Origin of the sequence: uncultured Croceicoccus sp., from assembly GCF_947496385.1 — a bacterium.
In the GTDB taxonomy this organism is placed as follows: Bacteria; Pseudomonadota; Alphaproteobacteria; order Sphingomonadales; family Sphingomonadaceae; genus Croceicoccus.
On sequence record NZ_CANMCP010000001.1, the window covers coordinates 295,684 to 322,621 of the forward strand.

The window sequence follows — 26,938 nt, forward strand, 5'->3', positions numbered from 1 at the left end:
ATTAGCTCGGCTTCCGGAAAATACCGGAAAAGCTGGCGATGGTGGCGTCATCCTGCACCATCAGCCCGCGGGCGAAAACCATCCGCCCGGTTTCGCGCACGACCTCGACCACGGCATCGAGCGGCTCGTTACCGTCACCCGGTCCGACGAACTGCGTATTGAGTTCCACCGTCGCGCCGCCGATGAAGTTTTTGTCCAGCACGGTCGATGCGCCCGCGAATATCGCCACGTCCGCGAAACCGAGGATGATCCCGCCATGAATGACGCGATTGACATTGAGATGCCGGGTTTGCGGATGGAGCCGGACCCGCGCGCGCTCCCCTTCGCGGCGGGCATGCATCGGGCCCAGCACGGCCTGATTGAATTCGTCCGGCTGCCCGACCAGCCATTCTTTCCAGCCATCCGCATCGCGAACGGCGTCGCGCCCGCCGGCGGGGGCAGGAACAGGATCAGCCATGCCGCTGCTCACCTCAGACGAGCCGCTCGGCTTCCATCTTCTTGATCTCGGCGATCGCCTTGGCGGGGTTGAGCCCCTTGGGGCACACATTCGCGCAGTTCATGATGGTGTGGCAGCGATACAGGCGGAAGGGGTCCTCCAGCTCGTCCAGCCGCTCCCCGGTCATTTCGTCGCGGCTGTCGGCGAGCCAGCGATAGGCCTGCAGCAGGATCGCCGGGCCAAGGAACTTGTCCGAATTCCACCAGTAGCTCGGGCACGCGGTGGAGCAGCACGCGCACAGGATGCATTCGTAGAGCCCGTCGAGCTTGTTACGCTGTTCCGGCGATTGCAGCCGCTCCTTGCCCGCAGGGGTCGGCGTGACCGTCTGCAGCCACGGGCGGATCGAGGCATATTGCGCGTAGAAATGCGTGAAATCGGGCACCAGATCCTTCACCACGTCCATGTGGGGAAGGGGGGTGATCCGCACCTCGCCCGCGCCGCAATCCTCGATCGCGGTGGTGCAGGCGAGCGTGTTGCGCCCGTTAATGTTCATCGAACACGACCCGCAGATCCCCTCGCGGCAGGAGCGGCGGAAGGTCAGCGAGGGGTCCTGCTCGCTCTTCATCTTGATCAGCGCGTCGAGCACCATCGGCCCGCACGCGTCGAGGTCGATCTCGAACTTGTCGTAGCGCGGATTTTCCCCGCTGTCGGGGTCGTAGCGATAGACCTTGAATTTCTTCACCCGGCCCGCGGTTTCGGCGGCGTGGGTCTGGCCCTTGCCGGTGATCTTGCTGTTTGCGGGGAGGGTAAAGGTTGCCATGGGTTCGATCCGTGATCCGTGCTGCAAATGCGTTGTTTCACCAACAGCACATGCGCGCGTTAGTCAAGGGTGGGGCTGCGTTTCGCCGGCGCGATTCAGCCTTTGGGTAAGGATAGGCTGTGCAATGTCATAGGTCCGGCGGTTGTCGACATCGATGGCGAGCGCCCCGTCGGTAAAGCTGACCCCCTTCATGCGGATGCCGAACTTGCGGCCGAGCCGTTTCATCGCGGCGTCCATGGTGATGAGCTTTGCCCGCATGAGCAGGATGTTCACCAGCCCGAACGCCCGCACCATGCGCGACGGGTTGTTCATGAACTGCCCCCCTTCGCGAAACACCTCCGCCGCGGCGAATGCCTTGCGATTGGCGAGCGCGTAGATGTTGCAATTGGCGTAGCCTGCGTCCTTCAGCTCGTAAAACCGCCGCTGCCCTTGCGGATGGGCGGCGAGCACGCGTTCGCGCGTGGCGAGCCCCGCCGCGGCATCCGCATCGTGCATCGCATCGCGCATGGCATCGAACCCTTCGGGGGTGAGCAGGACATTGTCGGCGGTGGTGATGATGAACGGGCCGTCGTCGCCTTCCGACGCTGCGATGACCGAATCGACGATCCCCGGCTGCGACGGGACGAGCCGGACCGGACGGTCGGGCCGGTCATAGGGCGCGACGACGGCGCCGACCGCGTCATGGGCGTCCGCCTCGACGGAAATGCGCACCTCGGCAATGTCCGGAATGTTCGCCAGCGTGTCGAGGACGTGGGTGATGAGCGGCGCGCCGCAGATCGGCACCAGGCATTTGTGCGAAACGCCGAATTCGCGGGCGAGCGGGTTCACCACGCCCGTCCGCTGCGCGGCGAGCATCAAGACGGTGACGGGCATCCGGCTCATGGTTCAGTAACCCTCGGGCGCAGCCATGACGCCATTGCGGATGAGGCTGTCGGCAAGAATGGTCTCGATAAGCTCCGCCTGGCTGAAACCGGCGAGGGTGGCGGCGCGGCCGAACACCTTTTCCGACCACAGGTTGCAGTTGAGATTCACCTCGAGGAACGTGATTTCGCCCGTGCTCTCGTTCACCCGGAATTCGAAGCGGCCATAATCGAACGGGCGATATTCCGCCCACAGCCGCCGGGTCATGTCGGCGATGCGCCCGGCCATCTCCTCGTTCTCGAACGGGTCGAGCGAATATTTGCCGCTGCGGTCGACGAGGTCGCGCTTTTCATAATAGGTGCGCAGGTGCGAGGGGTCCTGCTGCCGGAAGATCTGCATCGGCAGGATATGCGGATCGCGGCGCGTCATCACCGGCACCTCGACATCGCTCCCGTCGAGGAAAGGTTCGACGAGCGCGTCGTGCCCTTCGTCGTGGATGGCCGCGATCGCATTGCGAATGCCGTTCCAGTCGAACGCATCGCGCACGCCCCACGACGCAGACGACGCATTCGGCTTGATCACGTAGCGTTCCGCCTCGGGGCAGCCGTCTTCGACAACCGGCGCACCCCGGCGGTAGATCGCCCAGGGCGCGGTCGGCACGCCGGCGACGAGCGCGGCGCGCTTCGCCAGATGCTTGTCGTCGGACAATCCGCGCAGGATCGGGCTCGCCCCAAGATGCGGAATGCCAAGCCGGGCGCACAGCAGCGGGCCCAGCATCTCGGAATTGAAGAACCCCGCGCGGTTGAGCAGCGGGAACACGAAATCCACCTCCGGATCGTCGAACAGCACTTCGAACCGGTCCGCCAGCTTGAGATTGAGGCCCAGCCCTTCGAGGATCGAGCGCACCTCGTGGTGATAGACGGCGTGGTTGCCATCCTCGGGATGCAGGCCGCCACCCCACAGGGCATGCTTCGCGATGAACAGGATGCGCACGCGCTCCTTCGTGATATCGTCGATTTTCAACGGTTCGATCGCTGGCAAGTGGAGTCCTTTCTTTACGTCTGGCCTGGCCTCTTAAATAGGCTATAGCCCGCTTCCAAGATGATTTCGAAAAATGACCTTGGCCGCCCCTCCCTTCCGTCCATGGCGTGGCAGGCGCTGCCCGGCGGCGATGCAGACCGCGACGACGCGATGGAGGCCATAAGGCTGATGGCATCGGGCGGCGACGCGCGGATCGTGCTCGACCCGGTGACGGGGCTTAATGCCTATATGTCCGCGCCCTATCCGCGCGACTGTCTCGCCTATGCGTCCTCCACGGCGAATGACGTTTCGCCCGCGGGTTTTGCGCAAGCGCTGGCGGCGCTGCGCGCGGATGCCGGTTCCTACGCCGCGCGGCTCGATACGCTGCGCGACCGGATTCGCGCGGCATATGGCGTCGCGGCGGACCATGCGATCGCCTTTGCTCCGTCGGGCACGGACCTTGAATATGTGGCGCTGGCCGCCGTGCGCGGGCGCGGGCCGGGGGGTATTCACAACATCCTGCTCGGCGCGGATGAGGTGGGCAGCGGGTGCATCCATTCCGCGCATGGCCGCTATTTCGCGCGCGAAACGGCGCGCGGCATCGCCGTCGTTCCGGGGGACGAGGTCGACGGCATCGGTCCCGTCGCGCTCGCCGATGTGGCGGTGCGATGCGGCGACGGGCTGGCCCGGTCGAGCGCCGAGATCGCCGATGCGATCGCGGCGGAGGCGGAGCCGGCCATCGCAGCCGGGCGGCATGTGCTGGTGCATGTGGTGCATGGGTCGAAGACCGGGCTGATCCTGCCCGAAATGTCCGAGATCCGCGCGTTGAAGGCACGGTTCGGGACGGATGTCAGCTTCGTCATCGACGCCTGCCAGGCCCGGATCACGTCGTCCTCCATTGCGGCCTATCTCGCGCTCGATGCGATGATATTCCTGACCGGGTCGAAATTCATGGGCGGCCCCCCGTTCAGCGGATTTGCCATCCTGCCGGCCGGCGTCGCCCAAAACGCGGCGTCGGTCCCGACAGGCTTTGCCGACATATTCCGCCGGGACGAATGGCCGCGCGAATGGGCGGGCCGGGACGTACTGATGCGGGAGGACAATTTCGGGCTTTGGCTCCGGCTCGAAGTGTCGATCTTCGAACTGGAACGATGGCAGGCGACGCCCATGGCGCGAATCGAGGGGGTCATCGCCGCCTTTCGCGATGCCGTGACCGAACGGATCGTCACGCCGCTTGGGCTGTCGAAGGTCGTCGCCTATCCGCCGGGGCACGCGGAAACAGCGGAAAACCATCCGGTCGCGATGCGCACGCTGGTCACTCTCGACATCAGCAGCCTGCCCGCCATCCGGAGTTTCGCGGATGCGCAAACGCTGCATCGCCGCATGGCCGACGCCGGGATCAGGCTGGGTCAGCCGGTGAAATCGGTGCGCATGGCCGATGGCGGCTGGGGCGGGACGTTGCGGATCGGGCTGTCCATGCCGCAGATCACCCGGCTTGCGCAGTGCGAACAGGACGAGGCCGGCCGCATGCTGCGCGCCGATATGGAGCGTATCGCAGACGCCATTCGCAGCCATGCGATGACGCCGGAATAGCAGGGGACGGATGACGAACGCAGAGCCAGCGCGCGAACGCAGCTGCGTCATTTTCGGCGCGTCGGGCGGCGTCGGCGATGCGATGTGCCGCCAGCTCGCCGCGAGCGGGCCATTCGCCCGCATCTATGCAGGAGCGCGAAGCGGCACGGTGCCCGATAGTTCCGTGTCCGCCCCCGGCAAAGCGTCGATCACCCCCTTTGTATTCGATTTGACCGAAGAGGCGGGCATTGCCGCCATCGCGGAGCGCGTCGCACGCGAATCCGCGCCCGAAATGGTGATCGTCGCGACCGGCCTGTTGCAGCGGGAGCCGGACATCCGCCCCGAACGCAGCTGGCGCACGATCGACCCTGCGGCGATGGCGGAGATGTTTGCGGTCAACACGATCGGCCCGGCGATCATCGGGAAGCATTTCCTCCCCCTCCTTCGCCATGCGGAGCGGCCGGTGTTTGCCGCGCTTTCGGCCCGGGTGGGATCGATCGCGGACAACGGGCTGGGCGGTTGGCACAGCTATCGCGCGTCCAAAGCGGCGCTGAACATGGTGCTGCGCAATTTCGGGATCGAGCTTCACCGCCGCAACCGCGAGGGGATCGTGGTCGCGCTTCACCCCGGCACGGTGGAAACCGCGCTGTCCGAACCGTTTCGCGGCAACGTGCCCGATCGGCAGCTTTTCACGCCGGAGCATTCCGCGCGCTGCCTGCTGTCGGTGATCGACGGGCTGACCGCGGCGGACAATGGCGGGTTTTTCGCCTGGGACGGTTCGCGCATCGCGTGGTAGCGGACGGCAAAAGGCCCGCCCCCCGATAGAGGAGCGGGCCTTTCGTGAATGGCGGCGAGGTCGGATCGACCCCGCCGGACACTCTTATCCGAACGTGCGCTGCCACCAGCCGCGCCGGGGCGGCTCCTGCGACGTGGACTCGGTTTCGTCCTTGCCTTCCTCGGCCTTCGGCTCCGCGGGGGCGGCCTCGCTCGCCGCGGGTGCGGGTGCAGGGGCTTCTTCGCGCTCTGCAGGCTGCGCCTTGGTTGCCGCATCGTCGGCTGTCGAAGACGACGCCTGATCGGGCTCGCCAGCGTCGGGCGCGGCGTCGGCCTTCTTCTTGCGAGGGCGGCGCGGCTTCTTGGGCTTGGGCGCATCGTCCGCGGCTGTTTCGGCCGCGGACTCGTCTGCGGTCCCGCTTGCGCTCACCTCGGTCTTCTTGCGACGGGGGGAGCGCCGCGACTTCGCTTTCGGCTTCTCCTGCTCGGCATCGGGCGTGCTGTCCTCGGCAAGGCCATCGGATGCCGGCGCGTCATCGGTTGACGTTTCGGATGCAGGCGCTTCGGGCGCGGGCGTCCGGGGTGCACGCGTTTCGTCCTGCCCGTTCACCGCATCCGCTGCCTCCGCGTTGCCGCCCTCGGACTGATCGTCCGATTTGCGGCGACGGCGACGGCGCTTGCGCGGCTTGTCCTCATCCGCTCCGCCGTGCTGCGTTGCGGCGCCATGATCCGTATCGCCGTCGGTATCGCCATCGCGATCGGATGCGTCGTCGCTGTCGCCATCGTCCTGCGCATCACGCGATTCGTCGCCGTTCCGGTTGCCCCGGTTGCGGCGACCGCCACGGCGGCGGCGGCGGCGCTTGCGGCGACTGCCGTTGTCGTCCTCGCCCCTTTCGTCGTCGCCCTTGTCATCGTCGCTGCGGTCGTCGTCGCGCTGCGTTTCCGTCTCGGCGCCGGTTTCTTCCTCTTCTTCGTCCTCGTCATCCTCGACATCGTCGGCGTCGAGAATATCGTCCTGAATCGGTTCGAACTTCGGCGCAAAGGTCGGCTTCGGACCCGAGGAGCTGGCGCGCATCTTCGCGCCCTCGTTCTCGCCTTCGGGAAGGACCTCGACCATGACGCCGTAACGCTCCTCGATCTCGGCGAGGTCGGCGCGCTTGGAATTGAGGAGATAGACCGCCGCTTCCGTGCTGGCATAGAGGCTGATGGTGCTGCCCTTGCCCTTGGCCGCCTCGTCCTCGATCATGCGCAGGGCGGAGAGGCCCGCACTCGACGCCGTGCGCACGAGGCCGGTGCCGTCGCAATGCGGGCATTCGCGGGTCGTCGCCTCCAGCACGCCGGTGCGCAGGCGCTGACGGCTCATCTCCATCAGGCCAAAGCCGGAAATGCGGCCGACCTGGATGCGCGCGCGGTCGTTTTTCAGCGAATCCTTCATGCACTTCTCGACCTTGCGGATCGAGGAGTTGTTTTCCATGTCGATGAAGTCGATCACGACCAGCCCGGCCATGTCACGCAGGCGCAATTGCCGCGCGATTTCCTTCGCCGCCTCCAGATTGGTGGCGAGCGCGGTCTGCTCAATCCCGTGCTCCTTGGTCGAGCGGCCCGAGTTGATGTCGATCGACACCAGCGCCTCGGTCGGGTTGATCACGAGATAGCCGCCCGATTTCAGCTGTACGACCGGATCGTACATCGCGGTCAGCTGATCCTCCGCGCCATAGCGCTGAAACAGGGGGACGGGGTCCGCATATTGCTTCACCCGGCGCGCATGGCTGGGCATGAGCAGCTTCATGAACTGCTTCGCCGCCTTGTAGCCTTCGGGCCCTTCGACGACGACTTCCTCGATCTCGCGATTGTAGATGTCGCGGATCGCGCGCTTCACAAGGTCGCTGTCCGAATGGATCGGCGCAGGGGCGCTGGCCTGCATGGTGCGTTCGCGGATCTCGTCCCAGAGGCGGGCGAGATAGTCGAAATCGCGCTTGATCTCGGTCTTGGTGCGCGACAGGCCGGCGGTGCGCACGATGCATCCCATCGACCGCGGCAGGTTCATTTCCGACACGATCTGCTTCAGCCGCTTGCGATCGGCGGCGCTGCTGATCTTGCGGGAGATGCCGCCGCCGTGGCTGCTGTTGGGCATGAGCACGCAGTAACGCCCGGCGAGCGAGAGATAGGTGGTGAGCGCCGCACCCTTGTTGCCGCGCTCTTCCTTCACGACCTGCACAAGCAGGACCTGGCGCCGCTGAATGACGTCCTGGATCTTGTAACGGCGGCGCAGGGCGAGCCGTTTCGCGCGGGCTTCGTCGGCGGCGCGTGCCTTGCCGCCACCCTGGCGGCGGCCCTTGCCGCGGGCACGGCGGGGGCGGCGATTGTCGCCCTCGTCATCGCCATCGTCGTCGGAACCGCCCTCGACGGCGCCGTCCTCGATCGTGGCGACGTCGTCCTTTTCGCTGGTGTCGACCTCGGTCAGCCCGTCGCCGGCCATTTCGTCGGCAAGCGCGTCACTGCTTTCGTCGTCGTCGCGATCGTCGTGATCGTGGCCGTCGTCGCCCGAATCGTCGTCATCGTCGGAACGCAGGCGCGCCTCTTCCTCGGCGTGTTCCTGCTCCTCGGCGAGCAGGGCATCGCGGTCCTGCTTCGGAATCTGGTAATAATCGGGGTGGATTTCGCTAAAGGCGAGGAACCCGTGGCGATTGCCGCCGAAATCGACGAAGGCCGCCTGAAGAGAGGGTTCGACCCGCGTTACCTTCGCGAGGTAGATATTGCCTTTTATCTGCTTGTGGTCGCTCGATTCGAAATCGAACTCTTCAATCCTGTTGCCCTTCAGCACCGCCACCCGGGTTTCTTCCTGGTGGCGCGCATCGATCAGCATGCGCGTTGTCATCAATTATTCTCCGTGCGCACGATATGGGGAGCAGGCCGCGTGGCGGCTGCCCGGCATAGGTGCGTTCGTTTGGGGAAACGCCCGGCCGGATGCGGAACGCATGTCCGAAGGCCGTGGCGTCTTGGTATGAATTGCCGGACCGGCGCGGGTTGCCCCGTGCCCCCGGCGGCGAAACTGTAACCGATGGCATATGCGGTCCGACGTGCGGGCGCGCGGCCCGCCTGGCGGCATTGGCGACGGCGAAAACCCGCAAGGGCTGCGCTACTGTCGTCATTGCCAGAACCATAGATACCATCACCTTGAATTGCCCCGCCCTTGCCATGCGCATGATCTTCCATGCGCCCGGAAATGGGAAAGTGGCCGCCGGTCTGCGTGCAGAAAGGATCTTCGCCCCGCGCCCGGCCCCCTTCGGGGTGTGCCGCGCCGTCCCGAAAAGGGCGGCGGCCCGCGCCGTATCGGGCGGGCGTTTCGCGTGACGAGAGGCGCATCTGCCACCGGTCGGGATCGACGCTAGCATCGCGGATCGCTTACGGCAACACGTCTCGCAACGATGGCGCGATGCGATGTCCGTTTCGCGCGTCATCGCGGCCTGTCGCGCAAGAGTGTTGCGGGCGGCATGTTTCCCGGCAATATCGGGCACCGATGATGCGAAGGGCCGCTTCTTTTCCTGTTGTGATGGCGTGGATCGCCGCGCTTGCGCTTTGCGGCGGGGGTGTGGCGGCGGTGTTGCTCACCATGTTTCCGCCGGGGCGCGCGATGGCGGTCTACCGGCGCGATTTGCCCGCCGCGGTGCCCGTGGCGACGCCCTCCGTCGCGATGGCGGGCGACGCGGCGGCGGGGCAGCCCCTGCTGGTGATCGACCCGGGGCATGGGGCGTTCGATTACGGCGCAACCGCGACGCATGGCGCGAATGGCGCGATGGTGATGGAAAAGAACGTCGCGCTGTCGCTCGCGATCGCACTTCGCGACCGGCTCGTTGCGCTTGGCGGGGTGCGGGTGGCGCTTATCCGCGAGGATGACAGCTTCCTGCCTGTGGAGTATCGCCCGCGCATGGCGGAGCAGCTCGGCGCGGCGGCGCTGATCTCCATCCATGTCGACAGCGCGCCCGGCCCCGCGTCCGGCGCGCGGGGTGCCACCGTCTACACCCTGTCCCCGTCGCGGCGAGGGTTCGGCCCCTCGGCGAAAAGGCGCAGCGGACAGAACCGCGGCGCGCAGGGGCAGGTCGCCGCAGGCACGGAAATCGCGATGATCCTCGATGATCTGGCGTGGCGTCAGACCGCGTTCGAATCCGCGATGCTCGCGCAGGCGGTCGAGGAGGAGGCACGCGGCCGGCTCGCGCTGCGCACGCCGTTTGCGCGGTCGGCACGGTTTGCGGTGCTGTCCTCGCCCGAATTTCCCGCCATCCTGTTCGAGGCCGGCTATCTCGGCAATGCGGAGGACGCGGACCGCCTGCTTTCGCCCGAGGGCCGCGGCGAAATTGCCGACGTGCTGGCCCGCGCGGCGCTCGGCTTCTTCGCCGAACGGGAGCGTTGGGGCGAATAGGCGCTTGATCCACCGCGCGGTCGCCGTCGACCGGCACGATCGGCAGCGTTCAGGTCAGGGTCAGTGCAAATCGGCTTTCACCTTCGCGAAATCCCGTGCTAATCCCCCCGGCGAAATGACTGCATCTACGAAATCCGAAAACTTTCTCGCCCGTGCGCGCGGCGATCTTTCCGTTCTGGGCACCCGGATCGGCGAACGCTGGCGGGGCAGCCGGCTGTTTCGCTGGCTGTCGATCCTGTTCGTCCTGGGGGTCGCGGTGGCAATCGGCGCCTATGCCCTGCTCGGCGCGGGGTTGCCGTCGGCGGATCGCCTGCTGACGTATCAGCCGCCGCTGCCCACGATGGTGCGCGGCGCGGACGGCGAAATCATCAACAGTTACGCGCGCGAGCGGCGGGTGCAGCTGCGCTTCGTCGATTTTCCCGAGCCGCTCATCAACGCGTTCCTCTCGGCGGAGGACAAGACGTTCTGGAGCCATGGCGGCGTCGATTACACCGGGCTTGCCGGCGCGGTCGTCGATTATGTCAGCAAGATGGGATCGGGGCAGCGCGCCAAGGGCGGCTCCACCATCACGCAGCAGGTGGCCAAGAACATCCTCGTCGGGGACGAATATTCGGTCACGCGCAAGCTGAAGGAAATGATCCTCGCCCGCCGGATCGAGGGCGTGCTGACGAAGGAGGAGATCCTCGAGCTCTATCTCAACGAGATTCCGCTGGGCCGGCAGAGTTTCGGCGTGCAGGCGGCATCGCGCGCGTATTTCGACAAGGATGTCGGCGATCTCGACCTGCACGAGGCGGCGTTCCTCGCGATCCTGCCCAAGGCGCCCGAACGGTATAGCCGCGCGAAATACGCCGATCTGGCGCTGGCCCGCCGCAATTACGTGCTGCAGCAGATGGCCGACAATGGCTGGGCGACGCAGGCCGAGGTGGATCGCGCGCGGGCGCAGCCGCTTGGCCTGAAACCCCGGCGCAGCACCGATTACGACACGGCGTCGGGCTATTTCGTGGAGGAAGTGCGCCGCCGGCTGATCGACAAATATGGCGAGAATGCCGAGGACGGGCCGAACTCCGTCTATGCTGGCGGGCTGTGGGTGCGCACCTCGATGGATACCGAGTTGCAGCGCGCGGCACGCACCGCGCTGCGCAAGGGGATCATGCGCTATGGCGGCAGCCGCGGCTGGCACGGGCCGATCGCGACGATCAACATGGACGAAAGCTGGCAGACGCAGCTTATCGTTTCGAACCTCGCCATCGATTACAAGGATTGGCGCGTCGGCGTCGTCACCGAACGCAATGGCGAAACCGCCCGCATCGGCTTTTCGGATGGGGAGACCTATCCGCTTTCCGTCCTGCCCGACGCGCTGAAGGCCGGTGATGTCATCGTCGCCTCGCCGCAGGGCAATGGATGGCGCACGCAGACCGTGCCGGAAATTTCGGGCGGGCTGGTGGTGGAGGACCCGCATACCGGGCGGATCATGGCGATGCAGGGCGGCTTCGATTCGCGCCTCGGTTCCTTCAACCGCGCGGTGCAGGCGAAACGCCAGCCCGGCTCCACGATCAAGCCGTTCGTCTATGCCAGCGGGCTGGACGCCGGCATGACCCCGGCGACGCAGGTCAACGACGCGCCGTTCTGCGTATGGCAGGGCGCGGATCTGGGCGAAAAATGTTTCCGCAATTTCGCCAATCAGCGCGGCGCCGGGATGCAGACGATGCGATGGGGCCTCGAACAGTCGCGCAACCTCATGACGATCCAGATCGCGAACGACACCGGCATGGACAATGTCACCGACACGTTCCGCCGCGTCGGCATCGGCGATTACGAACCCTATCTCTCCTTTGCATTGGGTGCGGGCGAAACGACCGTGACGCGCATGGTCAATGCCTATGCCATGTTGGCCAATCTCGGCCGGCAATATGACGCGACGCTCATCGATTACGTGCAGGACCGCAACGGGAAGGTCATCTGGCGGTCGGACGAGCGCCGCTGCGAAGGGTGCAACATGGCCGAATATGACGGCGGCCCGATGCCGCGCCTGCCCCGTGCGGGCAAGCAGGTGATGGACCCGGCCACCGCCTATCAGGTCGTCCACATGCTCGAAGGCGTGGTGCAGCGCGGCACCGCGACGCGTCTGCGCGATCTCGACCTGCCGCTGTTTGGCAAGACGGGCACGACCAACGGGCCGACGAATGTGTGGTTCATGGGCGGTTCGGCCGATCTGGTCGCGGGCGTCTATCTCGGCTTCGACCAGCCGCGCTCGATGGGTGGCTATGCGCAGGGCGGCTCGCTCGCCGCGCCGATCGTGAAGGATCTCATTCTGGAAGCGAAGGACCGCTGGCCCGATACGCCGGTGCGCGCACCGGACGGCATTCGCATGGTCCGCATCGACCGCCGTTCGGGCAAGCGTGTCTTCGAAGGCTGGCCGACGGACGATCCGAAGCCGGCCATCATCTGGGAAGCGTTCAAGCCCGATACCGAGCCGAAACGTTCGGCCAATCGGCAGACGCTGGAGGAACGGCGCATGGCGGCGATCTCGGCCCTGCGCGCCGCGATGCAGGAACGCACCACCGTCGGCGCCGCCGGTCCGGCCCGCCGCAATCCGGGTGAGCAGCAGCAGATCGACGATACCTTCCTGGAGGATCAGGGCGGCATCTACTGATCCACGCTCTTCGCGGCGGGAACGCGCGGGGCGGGCGCCTATTGCCACCGCGCCGCGCCATCCCTAGAGCGGCAGACGACAGGCCGGGGTGACCGGCGTTTCGAAACAGGCGCCGCCATATTGCCGGCGGAAAGGCGGGCGATCCACCGCGATGCCCCGCTCAGGAGAAGATTGCCATGCGTGCCGAAGGGCAGGCCCATATTGACCGTATCGATGCCGCGCTCGCGCTCATCCGCCGTTCGCTGGACTGGGATCGGGCGCTGCGGCGACTGGACGAGCTGAACGCGCGGGTCGAGGATCCGACGCTCTGGGACGATCCCAAGGGCGCGGAAGAGGTGATGCGCGAACGCGGACGGCTGGAGTCGTCGATCGGCGCGGTAAAGACCATCTCCGCGGAAATGGCGGACGCAGTCGAGTTCGTCGAACTGGGCGAGGCCGAGGGCGACGATTCCGTGGTCGATGAAGGTCTGGCCAGTCTCGCGCGGCTGGCCGAACGGGCCGACACCGACAAGGTTCAGGCGCTGCTATCCGGCGAGGCGGACGGTTCCGACACCTATATCGAGGTGCACGCCGGCGCCGGCGGGACCGAGAGCCAGGACTGGGCCGAAATGTTGCAACGCATGTATGCCCGCTGGGCCGAGCGTCGCGGTTTCAAGGTCGAGATCGTCGACTACCACGCGGGCGAACAGGCGGGCATCAAGTCCGCGACGCTGCTGGTCAAGGGCGAGAACGCCTATGGCTACGCCAAGACCGAGAGCGGCGTGCACCGGCTCGTCCGCATCAGCCCGTATGATTCGTCGGCGCGGCGCCACACCAGCTTTTCCAGCGTGTGGGTATACCCGGTGATCGACGACGATATCGAAATCGACATCAATCCCGCCGATCTGAAAATCGACACCTATCGCGCGTCGGGCGCGGGCGGGCAGCACGTCAACACCACCGATTCCGCCGTGCGCATCACCCACACGCCCACCGGCATCGTCGTCGCCAGCCAGAACGACCGTTCGCAGCACAAGAACCGCGCGACCGCGATGAACATGCTGAAGGCACGGCTCTATGAAAAGGAACTCGCCGAGCGCGAGGCGGCGGCGAGCGGCGAGTATCAGGCGAAGACCGAAATCGGCTGGGGGCACCAGATCCGGTCCTATGTCCTGCAGCCGTATCAGCAGGTGAAGGATCTTCGCACCGGGCATGTGTCGACCAATCCGACCGACGTGCTCGATGGCGGGCTGGATGCGTTCATCTCCGCCGCGCTCGCACAGAAGGTGACGGGCGAACAGGTCGAGGTCGAGGACGACGATTGATGAGCGGGGCCGCCCTCCCGACATGCTGGCGCGCGGCGGGTGCGGGCGTTCTGCTCGCGCTGGCGGCGTGCGGCGGCAGCCAGGGCGACGACGGCCGCCCCGAGACCGCGCGCAGCTTTCCCAAGCCCGACCGTCCCGTGTCACGCGTCACCAGCAACCAGTTTTCGAATGAGCAGGACCGCGACGACCGGCGCGAGGCGGCCACGGTCATGGACCTTGCCGACATCGCGCCGGGCATGACGGTCGCCGACATCGGCGCGGGCGAGGGGTATTACACCACGCGCCTTGCCGAGCGGGTGGGCGAGGGCGGCCGCGTGCTGGCGCAGGATATCGACCGGGGCGCACTCGACCGGCTGGGACAGCGGGTGGAGCGCGAGCGGCTTAACAACGTGTCGATCAAGCTCGGCAGCGAGGACGATCCGCGGCTTCCTGCGGACAGTTTCGACCGCATCTTCCTCGTGCACATGTATCACGAGGTGACCGAACCCTACCCGTTCCTGTGGCGGCTGCGGTCGGCGTTGAAACCAGGCGGGCAGGTGATCGTCGTCGATCTCGACCGTGCGACCGACGCCCACGGGATTCCGCCGAAGCTTCTGTTCTGCGAATTCGAGGCGGTGGGCTATTCGCTCGCCGAATTCATCCGCAGGCCAGAACTGGCCGGCTATTACGCCCGTTTTGAGAGCAAGGGTCCAAGGCCGGACCCTTCGGACATTGAACCGTGCCAGCAGGACGTCGCCCGCGCGGCGCCCGGAATGCCGGCCACCGAAATGCAGGAAACCGCCCGGCGCGGTCATGCGAACAGGGACGCATTATCATGAGTTTCAAAGGGTTGACCCCTATCGTTTATGGCGGACGCGAAGTCTGGCCGGTGATCGAGGGCGGCAAGGGCGTCTCCGCCACCAACCATGCGAGCTCCGGCGCGTGGGCGGCAGCCGGCGGCATCGGCACGGTCAGCGCGGTAAACGCCGACAGCTATGATGCGGAAGGCAAGATCGTCCCGCAGATTTACGAGCAGATGACGCGCAAGGAGCGGCACGAGCAGCTCGTAAGCTATGCCATCGACGGCGGCATCGAACAGGTGCGCCGCGCGCATGAAATCGCCGGTGGCAAGGGCGCGATCAATATCAACGTGCTGTGGGAAATGGGCGGCGCGCAGGAGGTGCTCGAGGGTATCCTGTCCGAAACCAGCGATCTCGTGACCGGCGTGACCTGCGGCGCGGGCATGCCGTACAAGCTCGCCGACATCGCGCAGAAGCACAACGTCCACTACCTCCCCATCGTAAGCTCGGGCCGGGCGTTCCGCGCCTTGTGGAAACGCTCCTATTCCAAGGTGCCGGACCTGATGGCAGCGGTGGTGTACGAAGATCCCTGGCTCGCGGGCGGGCACAATGGCCTCTCCAACGCCGAGGATCCGCTGAAGCCCGAGGATCCCTACCCGCGCGTGAAGACGCTGCGCGAGATGATGCGCAAGGAAGGCATTGCCGACACCGTGCCGATCGTGATGGCCGGCGGTGTCTGGGCGCTCAAGGACTGGAACGACTGGATCGACAATCCCGAGCTTGGCACCATCGCGTTTCAGTTCGGCACGCGCCCGCTGCTGACCGAGGAAAGCCCCATCCCGCAGGGGTGGAAGGACGCATTGCGCGATCTGGAGCCGGGCGACGTCCTGCTGCACAAGTTTTCGCCGACGGGATTCTACTCCTCGGCGGTGCGGACGCGTTTCCTCAAATCGCTGGAGGCGCGCTCGCAGCGCCAGATCCCCTATTCCCGCGTCGAGGCGGGCGAGCACACGGTGCAGCTCGATGTCGGGGTGAAGGGCAAGAATTTCTGGGTCGCGCCGAAGGATCGCGAACGCGCCCGCGCCTGGCACGCCGCCGGTTTTACCGAGGCGCTGAAAACGCCCGACGATACCGTCGTCTTCGTCGAGCCGGAAGAACGCGCCACCATCCGCGAGGATCAGGCCGCCTGCATGGGGTGCCTGTCGCATTGTTCGTTCTCGTCATGGAAGGATCATGACGATTACACCACGGGCCGGCTGGCCGACCCGCGCAGCTTCTGTATTCAGAAAACCCTGCAGGACATCGCCCATGGCGACCCGGTGGAGAACAACCTGATGTTTGCAGGGCACGCGGCCTATCGCTTCAAGCAGGATCCGTTCTATTCCAACGGTTTCACGCCGACGGTGAAAGAACTGGTCGAGCGTATCCTGACCGGCGAATAACCGCCCCGCGTCAGAGCCAGCCTTCGAGAACCTGGTCCGGCGGGCGGTGTCCGTCGGCCCATACGCGGATGTTGGCGATGACGCGGTCGCCCGATGCGGCGCGGCCTTCCTCGGTCGCGCTGCCGATGTGGGGCTGCGTCACCGTGTTGCGATGGGCGAGCAGGCGCGCATCGACATGCGGTTCGTCGGGATACACGTCGAGCCCCGCACCCCACAGATGCCCGCTTTCCAGCGCGGCGATCAAGGCCTCCTGATCGACGATGTCGCCGCGCGCCGTGTTGATGAGCGCGGCGCCCTCCTTCATCGCGGCGATGCGGCCGGCATCGATGAGCTGATGCGTGGATGCGCTCGCCGGGCAATGCAGGGTGACGATGTCGGACATGGCGAGAAGATCGTCGAGCGTGTCGCAATAATCGGCGGCGAACATGCGCTCCACCGCTTGCGGCAGGCGGTGGCGATTGTGATAGACGATCTTCATGCCGAAGGCGCGGGCGCGATGGGCGACCGCCTGCCCGATGCGGCCCATGCCCACGATGCCCAGCACCTTGTCGCCGAGCCTGCGCCCCAGCATCGCCGACGGTGCCCAGCCGCCCCATTGGCCGCGCCGGACCAGCATGGTGCCTTCGCGCATCCGGCGCATCACCCCGATGAGCAGCGCCATCGTCATGTCGGCAGTATCGTCGGTAAAGACGCCCGGCGTATTGGTCACGATGATCCGCCGTGCGCGCGCGGCGGACAGGTCGATATGGTCGGTGCCGGCGCCGAAATTCGCGATGAGCTTTAAACGGTCGCCCGCCTGTTCGATCAGGTCCGCGTCGATCCGGTCGGTCACGGTGGGCACCAGCACGTCGCATGCCCGTGCCGCCGCCACGAGCGCGTCCTGCGATAGCGCGCCGTCATCCTCGTTCAGCCGCGTATCGAACAATTCGCGCATGCGCGCCTCGGTCGCGGGGAGGAGCTTGCGCGTGACGGCGATGCGGGGCTTGCCGTCGATGCGGCGCTGGGGAAATTCGTCGGCCATATTGCGGCGCTACGACCCCTTTGCCGCGCGGGTCAAGGGGGCGGCCCGCCGCATGATGGCGGAGCGCGCACCGCGATGGCGTTCCGGGCCGCGTCGGGGATAGTCATGGGGATGGATTGCGATATTGCCCCGGATGCATCGGCGGGGCTATTGCGATTCGTCATGCTCGCCAGGTTTCTGTCCGCCCTTGTCGTCGTCGTTATCGCATCGGGCGCACCCGCGCATGCCGAGGAGGACGTGCCGTACTGGGCCTCGATCCAGGTATCGCGTGCCAACATGCGGACGGGGCCAGGCGAGAATTACGCGATCGAATGGATTTATCAGCGCGACGGATTGCCGGTGAAAGTCGTCCGGCGGTTGAGCGGTTGGCGGCTGGTGGAGGATCCGGACGGCGCGCGCGGATGGATCGTGTCGCGTTTTCTCTCGCTCGAACGCACGTTCATCGTCACGGGCGAGGCGCTCGCCCCGATGCGCGCCAAGGGCAGCGAGACGGCGCCGCTGCTCTGGCGGCTGGAGCCGGGCGTGGTCGGCAATCTCGGCGAATGCGAGGGCGGATGGTGCGCCATGTCCATAGGCGACAGGGCAGGCTATGTCGCGGCGAACCGCATCTGGGGCGAGGGCGAACCCTGAGCGTGAGAGCGGCGCCCCCTTGCGCTGTGGCGGGGCATTGCCTAGGGCGTTTTCGCAAGTGCGATGTATCTGGCATGGCACGAGTCTCTTAGCCGGCGAGTCTGATTTTGGTCGACCTTTCGCAATATCTGCCGATCCTGATATTCCTGGGGATCGCGCTGGGGCTATCGGCCCTCTTCGTGTTCCTGCCCATGGGCGTGTCGCGCCTCACGGGTGCGCATAATCCCGATGCCGAGAAAAACTCGGAATATGAATGCGGTTTCCCCGCGTTCGAGGATCCGCGCAGCCAGTTCGACGTGCGATTCTATCTCGTCGCGATCCTGTTCATCATCTTCGATCTGGAGGCTGCGTTCCTGTTTCCCTGGGCCGTCAGCCTTGACCTGACCGGATGGCCGGGCTGGATCACGATGATGATATTTCTGGGCGAGCTGATCATCGGCTTTGCCTACGCATGGAAGAAAGGAGCGCTGGAATGGGAGTGAACGACACGCCTCTGGCCGCCAGCCCCAAAACACCGAACCCGCCGGGCACCACCGTGTCCGGCGCGGCGCATAATCCCGCCCTTCATGGCGAGCGCGCGCCCGATCCCGATTTCTTCAACTCGGTCAATGCCGAGGTTAGCGACAAGGGCTTCCTCGTCACCAGCACCGAGGAATTGTTCCAGTGGGCGCGGACCGGCTCGCTGTGGTGGATGACCTTCGGCCTTGCATGCTGCGCGGTGGAGATGATCCACGTCAACATGCCGCGCTATGACATGGAACGGTTCGGCGTCGCGCCGCGCGCCTCGCCGCGGCAGTCGGACGTGATGATCGTCGCCGGTACGCTGTGCAACAAGATGGCGCCTGCGCTGCGCAAGGTTTACGACCAGATGTCCGATCCCAAATATGTGATCAGCATGGGCAGCTGCGCCAATGGCGGCGGCTATTACCATTACAGCTATTCGGTGGTGCGCGGCTGTGACCGGATCGTGCCGGTCGACATCTACGTGCCCGGCTGCCCGCCCACGGCGGAGGCGCTGCTCTATGGCGTGATGCAGCTGCAGCGCAAGATCCGCCGCGTCGGAACGGTGGAACGCTGATGGCTGTCCGGCATTCCGCACCCAGGATCACCTCGAACGAAGGGGTGAGGGACACGCTGAGCGCGGCGCTGGGCGCGATGCTCGTCGACGCACATGAGGAGCATGGCGAGATCCTGCTTCGCGTGAAGCGTGAGCAATTGCCCGATGCGCTGCGGCTCCTGCGCGATTCCCACGAGTATCAGCAGCTCATGGAAATCGCCGGCGTCGATTATCCGCAGCGTCCCGAACGGTTCGAGGTGTGCTACTGCCTGCTGTCCCTGACGAAGAACCACCGCATCGTGGTGAAGGTCAACACGGACGAGGCGACGCCGGTGCCGACCGTGACCCATCTGTGGCCCGTCGCCGGATGGCTGGAGCGGGAGGTGTTCGACATGTTCGGCGTGCTTTTCGCCGGCAACCCGGACCTGCGCCGTATCCTCACCGATTATGGGTTCGAGGGGCATCCGTTCCGCAAGGATTTCCCGCTCACCGGCCATGTCGAGCTGCGCTATTCCGAGGATGAGAAACGCGTCGTCTACGAACCGGTGGAACTCGCGCAGGATCTGCGGCAGTTCGATTTCATGAGCCCGTGGGAAGGGGCGGATTACGTCCTTCCCGGCGATGAAAAGGCCGAGCCGACCGAGGCGCAGACCCGCGGTGCGCCCAAGGCCGACGAGCCGAAAACGACCGAGAGCGCGAAGCAGACCGGTGCCGGCGCAAAAGCCGATGCCAAGGCCGCGAAGCCCGTCGCCGCCGGCGAAGGCGCGAGCAAGGACGGCGGCAAGGACGCGCCCGCCCCCGAACCGACCGAGAATCAGCCGGGGCAGCCCGCGCGCGAGGGCAGGACGACCGACACCGCGGCCGGGACAGAGGTGAACGAAGACGATCCGCGCGCCGACGAGGATGCGCAGGACGGAGACAAGTCATGAGCATGACGCTCGAACAATCGCCGACCACCGGCGATGAGACGATCACGAACTACACGATCAACTTCGGGCCGCAGCACCCGGCCGCGCACGGCGTGCTCCGCATGGTCATGGAGCTTGATGGCGAGATCATCGAGCGCGTCGATCCGCATGTCGGCCTGCTCCACCGGGGCACCGAGAAGCTGATCGAGCACAAGACCTATCTTCAGGCGCTGCCCTATTTCGACCGGCTCGATTATTGTTCGCCGCTGTGCATGGAGCATAGCTACGTGCTGGCGATCGAGAAGCTGCTCAATGTCGAGGTGCCGGAGCGGGCGCAATATCTGCGCGTGCTGTTTGCCGAGCTGACGCGGATTTCGAACCATCTTCTCAATATCGGCTCGCACGTCATGGATGTCGGCGCGATGACGCCGAACCTGTGGGTGTTCGAATTGCGCGAGGATTGCCTCAATTTCTTCGAACGCGCGTCGGGCGCCCGCATGCACAGCGCCTATTTCCGGCCTGGCGGCGTGCATCAGGACGTGCCGCTCAAGCTGCTCACCGACATTGGCGACTGGGTCGATACGCGCCTGCCCGAACTGTTCGGCGACGCGATGAGCCTCGTCATCGACAATCGCATCTTCAAGCAGCGCAATGTCGATATCGCCAAGGTCAGCAAGGAAGACGCGATCGCGTGGGGCTTTTCCGGGCCGTTGATCCGCGCGGCGGGCATCGAATGGGACCTGCGCAAGTCGCAGCCCTATGACGTGTACGACCGCATGGATTTCGAGATTCCGGTGGGCACCAATTCCGATTGCTACGACCGTTTCATGGTCCGCGTCGAGGAAGTGTACCAGTCGGCGAAGATCATAAAACAGTGCATCGCCGAAATGCCGGAGGGGCCGATCGCGACGCTCGACCGCAAGGTGGCACCGCCCAAGCGCGGCGAGATGAAGCAGTCGATGGAAGCGCTCATCCACCATTTCAAGCTTTACACCGAAGGCTTTCACGTGCCTGCGGGCGAGGTTTATGTCGCGACCGAAAGCCCCAAGGGCGAATTTGGCGTCTATCTGGTGAGCGATGGCAGCAACAAGCCTTATCGCTGCAAGATCAGGCCGACGGCGTTCTCCCATCTTCAGGCGATGGATTTCATGTGCAAGGGCCATATGCTGCCCGACGCGACCGCCATTCTGGGCGCGATCGACGTGGTGTTCGGGGAGTGTGACCGCTAATGGCCGACCGTTATCTCGAAGCCGACACGCCGGAACTGCGCGCGCGGTGGGGCACGTTTGCGTGGACCGACGACAACGCCGCGAAAGCGAAGGACATCGTCGCGCGCTATCCCGACGGGCGTCAGAAATCCGCGGTGATGCCGCTGCTCGATCTCGCGCAGAGGCAGGTTGGCGCGGAAACGCAGACGCAGGGCTGGCTGCCCATTCCGGTGATGGAATATGTCGCCGCCTATCTCGACATGCCGATCATTCGCGTGGTCGAGGTCGCGACGTTCTACACCATGTACAACCTGGCGCCGGTGGGTCGGTTCCACGTGCAGGTTTGCGGCACGACGCCGTGCATGCTGCGCGGGTCGGACGATATCATCGCCGCCTGCAAGGCGCGCGGCATGGCCAAGGGGCACACGACCGAGGATGGTCTGTGGACGCTGACCGAGGTGGAGTGCATGGGCAATTGCGCGACCGCCCCGATGGTGCAGATCAACGACGGCAATTACGAGGATCTGACGCCCGACCGGCTGAATGCGGTGCTCGACGCGCTGGCGGCCGGGGAAACGCCGAAGGAAGGCACGCAGGAACCGGGGCGCCACACCAGCGAACCGTCCGGCGGGCCGACGACCCTGTGCGAAATGGTCGATGCGAACCACGATTACCGGAGCGAATGGTGATGGCCCGCGCGACCCCGTCCGATATTCGCAATTACCGCGTCGCAGCGGTCATGTTCTTCATCGCCTCGATCGCGTTTTTCGCGGTCGGTAACGTTGCGCTTGGCGCGGTTTTCCTCGCGCTGGGTGCGGTGTTCGTCGTGCAGGGACGCGGCGTGAGCGGTGAGGGGCACGAGTGATGGAACTGGTGCCGACACTGATCGTCGCGGTCATTGCGATCGCGATTGCCTGGAAATTTCTCAAAGGCGCGCTCAAGACGCTGGCATTGCTGGCGATTCTTCTTGTCGCCGCGCTTTTCGTGCTGGGAGGGCTGTGATGCTCGCCGACAAGGACCGTATCTTCACCAATGTCTACGGCTTTCAGGACTGGGGCCTGAAGGCGGCGCAGGCGCGCGGCGACTGGGACGATACGAAGGCGATCCTGGCCAAGGGTCAGGACGCGATCATCGACGAGATCAAGGCCAGCGGTCTGCGCGGCCGGGGCGGGGCGGGCTTTCCCACTGGCATGAAATGGTCCTTCATGCCCAAGGAATCGAAGGATGGCCGGCCGAGTTTTCTCGTCATCAATGCCGACGAATCCGAACCCGGTTCGTGCAAGGACCGCGAGATCATCCGCCACGATCCGCACAAGCTAATCGAAGGGGCGCTGGTCGCCGGTTTCGCGATGCGCGCGCGGGCGGCCTATATCTATATCCGCGGCGAATATATCCGTGAGGCCGAAACGCTCTTCGCCGCCGTGCAGCAGGCCTATGATGCCGGGCTGGTGGGCAAGAACGCCTGCGGTTCGGGCTATGATTTCGACGTGTTCGTCCACCGCGGTGCGGGCGCGTATATCTGCGGCGAAGAAACCGCGATGATCGAAAGCCTGGAAGGCAAGAAGGGGCAACCGCGCCTGAAACCGCCATTCCCGGCCGGTGCGGGCCTGTACGGGTGCCCGACGACGGTGAACAACGTGGAATCCATCGCGGTCGCACCGACGATCATGCGGCGCGGCGCGAACTGGTTCAACAGCTTCGGCCGCGAGAACAACAAGGGCACGAAGCTGTTCCAGATTTCGGGCCATGTCGAAAAGCCCTGCGTCGTCGAGGAATCGATGAGCATCCCGTTCAGCGAGCTGATCGAGAAGCATTGCGGCGGCATTCGCGGCGGCTGGGACAATCTGCTGGCCGTGATTCCGGGCGGATCGTCGGTTCCCCTCGTACCCGCGGCGCAGATCAAAGACGCGCCGATGGATTTCGACGGGCTCAAGGAGCTGGGCTCCGGCCTCGGCACCGCGGCGGTCATCGTTATGGACAAGTCCACCGACATCGTCCGCGCGATTTCGCGGATCAGCTATTTCTACAAGCACGAGAGCTGCGGCCAGTGCACCCCCTGCCGCGAGGGCACCGGCTGGATGTGGCGCGTGATGGAACGTCTTCGCGAAGGGGACGCCGCGCCCGAAGAGATCGACATGCTGTTCGAAGTGACGAAGCAGGTCGAGGGCCACACCATCTGCGCGCTGGGCGATGCGGCGGCTTGGCCGATCCAGGGGCTGATCCGTCATTTCCGCCCCGAGCTGGAGCGGCGGATCGGCGCGAACCTGCCGGAAGCGGCGGAATGATGGCGGCATACGGTTTGACAGGCGCGTCAATGTCGCTAGCACGCGCGCAACGCCGCATGGCGAACACGGGCGCGATGGCGCCGACCCAAGCAGAGAAGTATTCCCACTATGCCTAAGGTTACCGTCGACGGACAGGAACTCGAGGTGCCCGCAGGGGCCACCGTGCTGCAGGCATGCGAGCTTGCCGGCAAGGAAATCCCGCGTTTCTGCTATCATGAACGGCTGTCCATCGCGGGCAATTGCCGCATGTGCCTGGTCGAGGTGAAGCCCGGGCCGCCCAAGCCGCAGGCGAGCTGTGCGCTTCCCGCGACCGAGGGGCAGGAAATCCGCACCGATACCGAAATGGTGAAGAAGGCGCGGGAAGGGGTGATGGAGTTCCTGCTCATCAATCACCCGCTCGATTGCCCGATCTGCGATCAGGGCGGCGAGTGCGACCTTCAGGACCAGTCGATGGCCTATGGCCGCGGTGCGACGCGCTATCACGAGAACAAGCGCGCCGTGACCGAGAAATACATGGGCCCGTTGATCAAGACGATCATGACCCGCTGCATCCATTGCACGCGCTGTGTCCGGTTCAGCGAGGAGATCGCCGGCGTGGACGAGATCGGCGCGCTCTATCGCGGCGAGAACATGCAGATCACGACCTATCTGGAGCATGCGGCGAAGCATGAATTGTCGGCGAATGTCGTCGATCTGTGCCCGGTCGGCGCGCTGACCAGCCGGCCCTATGCCTATGAAGCGCGGCCCTGGGAATTGAAGAAGGTGCCGGGCATCGACGTGATGGACGGCGTCGGCAGCAATATCCGCATCGACAGCCGCGGGCGCGAAGTGTTGCGCATCCTGCCGCGCGTCAACGACGACGTGAACGAGGAATGGCTGACGGACAAGGGGCGCCACGCGCTCGACGGGCTGACCCGCCGCCGGCTCGACCGGGTGTGGATCCGCCGCGACGGAAAGCTGCAACCGGCCGACTGGAACGAGGCGTTCGGCATGATCCGCGATGCCGCACCGGGCGACAGCATCGCCGCGGTGCACGGCGATCTCGTCGATTGCGAGACATTGTTCGCGGCGAAAGCCTTGCTCAAGGCCATGGGCTCCTCACTGATCGAGGGGCGCCAGAACGGCATGGTCTACGACACCTCCAGCATGGCGGCGCTCAATTTCAATTCCGGGCTTTCGGGCATCGAGGAGGCCGATTGCATCCTCATCGTCGGGAGCCAGATCCGGTACGAGGCACCGCTCGTCAACACGCGCATCCGCAAGGCGGTGAAGCGCGGGGCGAAGGTGTTCATCATGGGCCCCGAATGGGAAACGACGTACCCTGTGACGTTCCTCGGCAATGATCTTGGCGGGCTGAACGATCTGTCCGGCGATCTGGCCGAGGCGATGGCGGCGGCGGAACGCCCCGCGATCATCGCCGGCGGTGCGGCATTGGCGCGCGGCGCGCTGGGCCGCTTGCTGGCGCTGGCGGGCGAGTGGAAGCTGCTCCGTGATGGCTGGAACGGGTTCAACGCGCTCCACGCCCCTGCGGCGCGGATGGGCGGGCTGATGCTCGGCTATGCGCAGGCTGGCGGGATGAAGGCCATCGCGGATGCAGCGCCCAAGGTGCTGCTGTCGCTGGGGGCCGACGAGATGGACTATGCGCCGTTCGAGAAGAGCCTGAAGGTCTATATCGGCCATCATGGCGACAAGGGCGCGCATGCGGCGGATATTATTCTGCCGGCCGCGGCCTACACCGAAAAGCACGGCACCTATGTCAATATCGAAGGGCGCGTGCAGCGTTCGGAAAAATCGGTCTTCGCGCCCGGCGACGCGCGGGAGGACTGGACCATTCTACGCGCGCTCGCCGATGCGCTGGGCGTGAGCGTCGGCTTCGACAGCTTCGACGAATTGCGCAGCGCGATGCACCGGGAAGTGCCCTCGCTCGCGATTGACGGGCTGGCAGAATTCGGCACGACATTGCCCGCAGGTGGCGGCGAGGCTTCGGGCGTCATCGACGCCTACCCGGTGAAGGATTACTACCTCAGCAACGCGATCTGCCGCGCCAGCCCGACGATGCAGCGCTGCTCGGCCGAATTGCTCCACGGGGAAGAAGTGGCGGAGGCCGCGGAATGACTGCTTTCTTCGTAGATCTGGGCATGGCCTATGGCTGGGCGTGGTTTCTGGCGACGGTTATCGGCGTAATGCTGATCGCGTTGCCGTTGATGCTTGGTGTGGCGATGATCATCTACGCCGACCGGAAAATCTGGGCGGCGATTGCGTTGCGGCGCGGGCCCAACGTGGTCGGCCCGTTCGGCCTGCTGCAAAGCTTTGCCGACGGGTTGAAAGTGTTTCTTCAGGAAACGATCATTCCGTCGGCGGCGAACAAGGGCCTGTTCCTGATCGCGCCGATCATCACCTTTACCGTGGCACTGCTCGCATGGGCGGTCATTCCGTTCGGGCCGGGAATGGTGCTCGCCAATATCAATGTCGGCCTGCTCTATGTCCTGGCGATCAGTTCGCTGGGCGTGTACGGGGTCGTGATTTCGGGCTGGGCGTCGAACTCGAAATACCCGTTTTTCAGTGCGATGCGCGCCGCGGCTCAGATGATTTCGTATGAGGTGTCGATCGGGTTCATCCTGATCTGCGTCATCCTCTATGCCGGCACGAGCAATCTGAACGGCATCATCCTGGCGCAGGTCGGGCACGGGTTCGGGCTTGTGAACGGGTTCGTCTTCAACATTCTGCTGTTCCCGATGTGGGTGATGTTCCTGATTTCCTCGCTGGCGGAAACCGCACGTGCGCCGTTCGACCTGACCGAGGCGGAATCAGAACTCGTCGCGGGGTATCAGACCGAATATTCGTCGATGAGCTTCGCGCTGTTCTGGCTCGGCGAATATGCCAACGTGCTGCTGATGTGTGCGTTGAATGCCATCCTGTTCTTTGGCGGGTGGTTGCCGCCGCTCAATATCGATCTCATCCCGTGGTTCGACATTCCGGGCATCATCTGGCTGCTTTTGAAGATCCTGTTCTTCTTCTTCATCTTCAGCTGGGTGAAGGCGACCGTGCCGCGTTTCCGCTACGATCAGCTGATGCGGCTTGGCTGGAAGGTGTTCCTGCCGTTGAGCCTGGTGTTCGTGGTTTTGGTTTCGGGCTGGCTCATGCTGACGCGCTATGACGGCAATGCCTATCAATCGAATTGCATGGTTGCGCGCGGCGCCATCGATGGCGCGCCCGTTTCCCCGCTTTGCAGGATCGAGGACGTTCAATGAGTGTCGCACAGCTCGTCAAGAGCTTCACCCTCTGGGAATTCGTGAAGGCGCATGCGCTGACGCTGAAGTATTTCTTCAAGCCGAAAGCGACGATCAACTACCCCTTCGAGAAGAACCCGCTGTCGCCCCGTTTCCGCGGCGAACACGCGCTGCGCCGCTACCCCAATGGCGAGGAACGCTGCATCGCGTGCAAGCTGTGCGAGGCGGTGTGCCCGGCACAGGCGATCACGATCGAATCGGAACCGCGCAAGGACGGCAGCCGCCGCACGACGCGCTACGACATCGACATGACGAAGTGCATCTATTGCGGCTTCTGCCAGGAAGCCTGTCCGGTGGATGCCGTGGTCGAGGGGCCGAATTTCGAATATTCGACCGAAACGCGCGAGGAACTGCTCTATGACAAGGCCAAGCTGCTCGCAAACGGGGACAAGTGGGAACGCGCCATCGCCGCGAACCTTGAAGCGGACGCCCCCTACCGCTAGGGGCGCGGCGCGGGA

The 26,938-nt window shown here is 65.1% G+C and carries 25 protein-coding genes; 19 read left to right on the forward strand and 6 right to left on the reverse strand.

Going from position 1 to position 26,938, the window contains the following annotated elements:
- Position 1: 1 nt before the first annotated feature.
- From Q0897_RS01500 to Q0897_RS01515, 4 genes are all read right to left on the reverse strand, one after another.
- Entirely contained in the window at positions 2-457 is a 456-nt protein-coding gene (locus tag Q0897_RS01500; protein ID WP_299307141.1) for a PaaI family thioesterase, read from the reverse strand.
- 13 nt (positions 458-470) lie between these two features.
- Positions 471-1,256, reverse strand: a complete 786-nt coding sequence (locus Q0897_RS01505) for a succinate dehydrogenase iron-sulfur subunit (protein ID WP_299307142.1) — start codon at positions 1,254-1,256, stop codon at positions 471-473.
- A 63-nt stretch (positions 1,257-1,319) separates the two neighbouring features.
- Positions 1,320-2,138, reverse strand: a complete 819-nt coding sequence (locus tag Q0897_RS01510; protein WP_299307143.1) for an NTP transferase domain-containing protein — start codon at positions 2,136-2,138, stop codon at positions 1,320-1,322.
- Between the two features lie 3 nt (positions 2,139-2,141).
- The gene (locus Q0897_RS01515) at positions 2,142-3,158 is read right to left on the reverse strand and encodes a phosphoribosylglycinamide synthetase (RefSeq protein ID WP_299307144.1); all 1,017 of its coding nucleotides are present in this window, start codon (positions 3,156-3,158) and stop codon (positions 2,142-2,144) included.
- A 60-nt stretch (positions 3,159-3,218) separates the two neighbouring features.
- Here Q0897_RS01515 and Q0897_RS01520 point away from each other — a divergent pair, with 60 nt between their 5' ends.
- Positions 3,219-4,730: a hypothetical protein gene (locus Q0897_RS01520; RefSeq protein WP_299307146.1), complete on the forward strand. Its 1,512-nt coding sequence runs from the start codon at positions 3,219-3,221 to the stop codon at positions 4,728-4,730.
- 10 nt (positions 4,731-4,740) lie between these two features.
- Positions 4,741-5,505: an SDR family NAD(P)-dependent oxidoreductase gene (locus Q0897_RS01525; protein ID WP_299307147.1), complete on the forward strand. Its 765-nt coding sequence runs from the start codon at positions 4,741-4,743 to the stop codon at positions 5,503-5,505.
- Between the two features lie 84 nt (positions 5,506-5,589).
- On the opposite strand, the gene Q0897_RS01530 is transcribed toward Q0897_RS01525, so the two are convergent.
- Positions 5,590-8,361, reverse strand: a complete 2,772-nt coding sequence (locus tag Q0897_RS01530; RefSeq protein WP_299307148.1) for a ribonuclease E/G — start codon at positions 8,359-8,361, stop codon at positions 5,590-5,592.
- A gap of 675 nt (positions 8,362-9,036) precedes the next feature.
- Between Q0897_RS01530 and Q0897_RS01535 the strand changes: the two genes are divergently transcribed.
- The 5 genes from Q0897_RS01535 to Q0897_RS01555 all read left to right on the forward strand — a co-directional run bounded on the left by Q0897_RS01535 (position 9,037) and on the right by Q0897_RS01555 (position 16,081).
- Entirely contained in the window at positions 9,037-9,903 is an 867-nt protein-coding gene (locus tag Q0897_RS01535) for an N-acetylmuramoyl-L-alanine amidase (protein ID WP_299307149.1), read from the forward strand.
- 115 nt (positions 9,904-10,018) lie between these two features.
- Positions 10,019-12,556: a transglycosylase domain-containing protein gene (locus Q0897_RS01540; RefSeq protein ID WP_299307150.1), complete on the forward strand. Its 2,538-nt coding sequence runs from the start codon at positions 10,019-10,021 to the stop codon at positions 12,554-12,556.
- 176 nt (positions 12,557-12,732) lie between these two features.
- Positions 12,733-13,860 (forward strand): peptide chain release factor 2, encoded by a 1,128-nt coding sequence (gene prfB, locus Q0897_RS01545; RefSeq protein WP_299307151.1) that lies wholly within the window; start codon positions 12,733-12,735, stop codon positions 13,858-13,860.
- A complete protein-coding gene (locus Q0897_RS01550; protein WP_299307152.1) occupies positions 13,860-14,678 on the forward strand; it encodes a class I SAM-dependent methyltransferase in 819 nt (272 codons plus the stop codon). The genes prfB and Q0897_RS01550 overlap by 1 nt, the downstream gene beginning before the upstream one ends.
- Positions 14,675-16,081 (forward strand): nitronate monooxygenase, encoded by a 1,407-nt coding sequence (locus tag Q0897_RS01555; RefSeq protein ID WP_299307153.1) that lies wholly within the window; start codon positions 14,675-14,677, stop codon positions 16,079-16,081. The genes Q0897_RS01550 and Q0897_RS01555 overlap by 4 nt, the downstream gene beginning before the upstream one ends.
- A gap of 10 nt (positions 16,082-16,091) precedes the next feature.
- Here Q0897_RS01555 and Q0897_RS01560 read toward each other — a convergent pair whose 3' ends face one another.
- Positions 16,092-17,102, reverse strand: a complete 1,011-nt coding sequence (locus Q0897_RS01560) for a D-glycerate dehydrogenase (protein ID WP_299307154.1) — start codon at positions 17,100-17,102, stop codon at positions 16,092-16,094.
- A 162-nt stretch (positions 17,103-17,264) separates the two neighbouring features.
- Between Q0897_RS01560 and Q0897_RS01565 the strand changes: the two genes are divergently transcribed.
- The 12 genes from Q0897_RS01565 (at position 17,265) to nuoI (ending at position 26,923) form a co-directional block, all read left to right on the forward strand.
- Positions 17,265-17,732 carry an SH3 domain-containing protein gene (locus tag Q0897_RS01565; RefSeq protein WP_299307155.1) on the forward strand — a complete coding sequence of 156 codons (468 nt, stop codon included), beginning with the start codon at positions 17,265-17,267 and terminating at the stop codon, positions 17,730-17,732.
- Between the two features lie 107 nt (positions 17,733-17,839).
- The gene (locus Q0897_RS01570) at positions 17,840-18,214 is read left to right on the forward strand and encodes an NADH-quinone oxidoreductase subunit A (RefSeq protein WP_299307157.1); all 375 of its coding nucleotides are present in this window, start codon (positions 17,840-17,842) and stop codon (positions 18,212-18,214) included.
- On the forward strand, positions 18,205-18,810 hold the full coding sequence (locus Q0897_RS01575) for an NADH-quinone oxidoreductase subunit B (protein WP_299307158.1): 606 nt from the start codon (positions 18,205-18,207) through the stop codon (positions 18,808-18,810). The genes Q0897_RS01570 and Q0897_RS01575 overlap by 10 nt, the downstream gene beginning before the upstream one ends.
- Positions 18,810-19,718, forward strand: coding sequence for an NADH-quinone oxidoreductase subunit C (locus Q0897_RS01580; RefSeq protein WP_299307159.1), 909 nt, complete (start codon positions 18,810-18,812; stop codon positions 19,716-19,718). Before Q0897_RS01575 ends, Q0897_RS01580 begins: the two co-directional genes overlap by 1 nt.
- A complete protein-coding gene (locus tag Q0897_RS01585; RefSeq protein WP_299307160.1) occupies positions 19,715-20,926 on the forward strand; it encodes an NADH-quinone oxidoreductase subunit D in 1,212 nt (403 codons plus the stop codon). Before Q0897_RS01580 ends, Q0897_RS01585 begins: the two co-directional genes overlap by 4 nt.
- Positions 20,926-21,594: an NAD(P)H-dependent oxidoreductase subunit E gene (locus tag Q0897_RS01590; RefSeq protein WP_299307161.1), complete on the forward strand. Its 669-nt coding sequence runs from the start codon at positions 20,926-20,928 to the stop codon at positions 21,592-21,594. The genes Q0897_RS01585 and Q0897_RS01590 overlap by 1 nt, the downstream gene beginning before the upstream one ends.
- Entirely contained in the window at positions 21,594-21,770 is a 177-nt protein-coding gene (locus tag Q0897_RS01595) for a hypothetical protein (protein WP_299307162.1), read from the forward strand. Before Q0897_RS01590 ends, Q0897_RS01595 begins: the two co-directional genes overlap by 1 nt.
- Positions 21,770-21,907, forward strand: a complete 138-nt coding sequence (locus tag Q0897_RS01600) for a hypothetical protein (protein ID WP_202083813.1) — start codon at positions 21,770-21,772, stop codon at positions 21,905-21,907. The genes Q0897_RS01595 and Q0897_RS01600 overlap by 1 nt, the downstream gene beginning before the upstream one ends.
- Complete coding sequence (gene nuoF / locus Q0897_RS01605; protein ID WP_299307163.1) at positions 21,907-23,190, forward strand: NADH-quinone oxidoreductase subunit NuoF; 1,284 nt, start codon at positions 21,907-21,909, stop codon at positions 23,188-23,190. Before Q0897_RS01600 ends, nuoF begins: the two co-directional genes overlap by 1 nt.
- A 108-nt stretch (positions 23,191-23,298) precedes the next feature.
- Complete coding sequence (gene nuoG, locus Q0897_RS01610) at positions 23,299-25,305, forward strand: NADH-quinone oxidoreductase subunit NuoG (RefSeq protein WP_299307164.1); 2,007 nt, start codon at positions 23,299-23,301, stop codon at positions 25,303-25,305.
- On the forward strand, positions 25,302-26,441 hold the full coding sequence (gene nuoH / locus Q0897_RS01615) for an NADH-quinone oxidoreductase subunit NuoH (protein WP_299307165.1): 1,140 nt from the start codon (positions 25,302-25,304) through the stop codon (positions 26,439-26,441). The genes nuoG and nuoH overlap by 4 nt, the downstream gene beginning before the upstream one ends.
- Positions 26,438-26,923, forward strand: coding sequence for an NADH-quinone oxidoreductase subunit NuoI (nuoI, locus tag Q0897_RS01620; protein WP_299307166.1), 486 nt, complete (start codon positions 26,438-26,440; stop codon positions 26,921-26,923). The genes nuoH and nuoI overlap by 4 nt, the downstream gene beginning before the upstream one ends.
- Positions 26,924-26,938: the final 15 nt, after the last annotated feature.

Excerpts from the sequence above, each read along its gene's own strand:
- Q0897_RS01500 (WP_299307141.1), bottom strand. The coding sequence starts at position 457 with ATGGCTGATCCTGTTCCTGCCCCCGCCGGCGGGCGCGACGCCGTTCGC.
- Q0897_RS01505 (WP_299307142.1), bottom strand. The coding sequence starts at position 1,256 with ATGGCAACCTTTACCCTCCCCGCAAACAGCAAGATCACCGGCAAGGGC.
- Q0897_RS01510 (WP_299307143.1), bottom strand. The coding sequence starts at position 2,138 with ATGAGCCGGATGCCCGTCACCGTCTTGATGCTCGCCGCGCAGCGGACG.
- Q0897_RS01520 (WP_299307146.1), top strand. The coding sequence starts at position 3,219 with ATGATTTCGAAAAATGACCTTGGCCGCCCCTCCCTTCCGTCCATGGCG.
- Q0897_RS01525 (WP_299307147.1), top strand. The coding sequence starts at position 4,741 with ATGACGAACGCAGAGCCAGCGCGCGAACGCAGCTGCGTCATTTTCGGC.
- Q0897_RS01530 (WP_299307148.1), bottom strand. The coding sequence starts at position 8,361 with ATGACAACGCGCATGCTGATCGATGCGCGCCACCAGGAAGAAACCCGG.
- Q0897_RS01535 (WP_299307149.1), top strand. The coding sequence starts at position 9,037 with ATGGCGTGGATCGCCGCGCTTGCGCTTTGCGGCGGGGGTGTGGCGGCG.
- Q0897_RS01540 (WP_299307150.1), top strand. The coding sequence starts at position 10,019 with ATGACTGCATCTACGAAATCCGAAAACTTTCTCGCCCGTGCGCGCGGC.
- prfB (WP_299307151.1), top strand. The coding sequence starts at position 12,733 with ATGCGTGCCGAAGGGCAGGCCCATATTGACCGTATCGATGCCGCGCTC.
- Q0897_RS01550 (WP_299307152.1), top strand. The coding sequence starts at position 13,860 with ATGAGCGGGGCCGCCCTCCCGACATGCTGGCGCGCGGCGGGTGCGGGC.
- Q0897_RS01555 (WP_299307153.1), top strand. The coding sequence starts at position 14,675 with ATGAGTTTCAAAGGGTTGACCCCTATCGTTTATGGCGGACGCGAAGTC.
- Q0897_RS01560 (WP_299307154.1), bottom strand. The coding sequence starts at position 17,102 with ATGGCCGACGAATTTCCCCAGCGCCGCATCGACGGCAAGCCCCGCATC.
- Q0897_RS01565 (WP_299307155.1), top strand. The coding sequence starts at position 17,265 with ATGCTCGCCAGGTTTCTGTCCGCCCTTGTCGTCGTCGTTATCGCATCG.
- Q0897_RS01575 (WP_299307158.1), top strand. The coding sequence starts at position 18,205 with ATGGGAGTGAACGACACGCCTCTGGCCGCCAGCCCCAAAACACCGAAC.
- Q0897_RS01580 (WP_299307159.1), top strand. The coding sequence starts at position 18,810 with ATGGCTGTCCGGCATTCCGCACCCAGGATCACCTCGAACGAAGGGGTG.
- Q0897_RS01585 (WP_299307160.1), top strand. The coding sequence starts at position 19,715 with ATGAGCATGACGCTCGAACAATCGCCGACCACCGGCGATGAGACGATC.
- Q0897_RS01590 (WP_299307161.1), top strand. The coding sequence starts at position 20,926 with ATGGCCGACCGTTATCTCGAAGCCGACACGCCGGAACTGCGCGCGCGG.
- Q0897_RS01595 (WP_299307162.1), top strand. The coding sequence starts at position 21,594 with ATGGCCCGCGCGACCCCGTCCGATATTCGCAATTACCGCGTCGCAGCG.
- Q0897_RS01600 (WP_202083813.1), top strand. The coding sequence starts at position 21,770 with ATGGAACTGGTGCCGACACTGATCGTCGCGGTCATTGCGATCGCGATT.
- nuoF (WP_299307163.1), top strand. The coding sequence starts at position 21,907 with ATGCTCGCCGACAAGGACCGTATCTTCACCAATGTCTACGGCTTTCAG.
- nuoG (WP_299307164.1), top strand. The coding sequence starts at position 23,299 with ATGCCTAAGGTTACCGTCGACGGACAGGAACTCGAGGTGCCCGCAGGG.
- nuoH (WP_299307165.1), top strand. The coding sequence starts at position 25,302 with ATGACTGCTTTCTTCGTAGATCTGGGCATGGCCTATGGCTGGGCGTGG.
- nuoI (WP_299307166.1), top strand. The coding sequence starts at position 26,438 with ATGAGTGTCGCACAGCTCGTCAAGAGCTTCACCCTCTGGGAATTCGTG.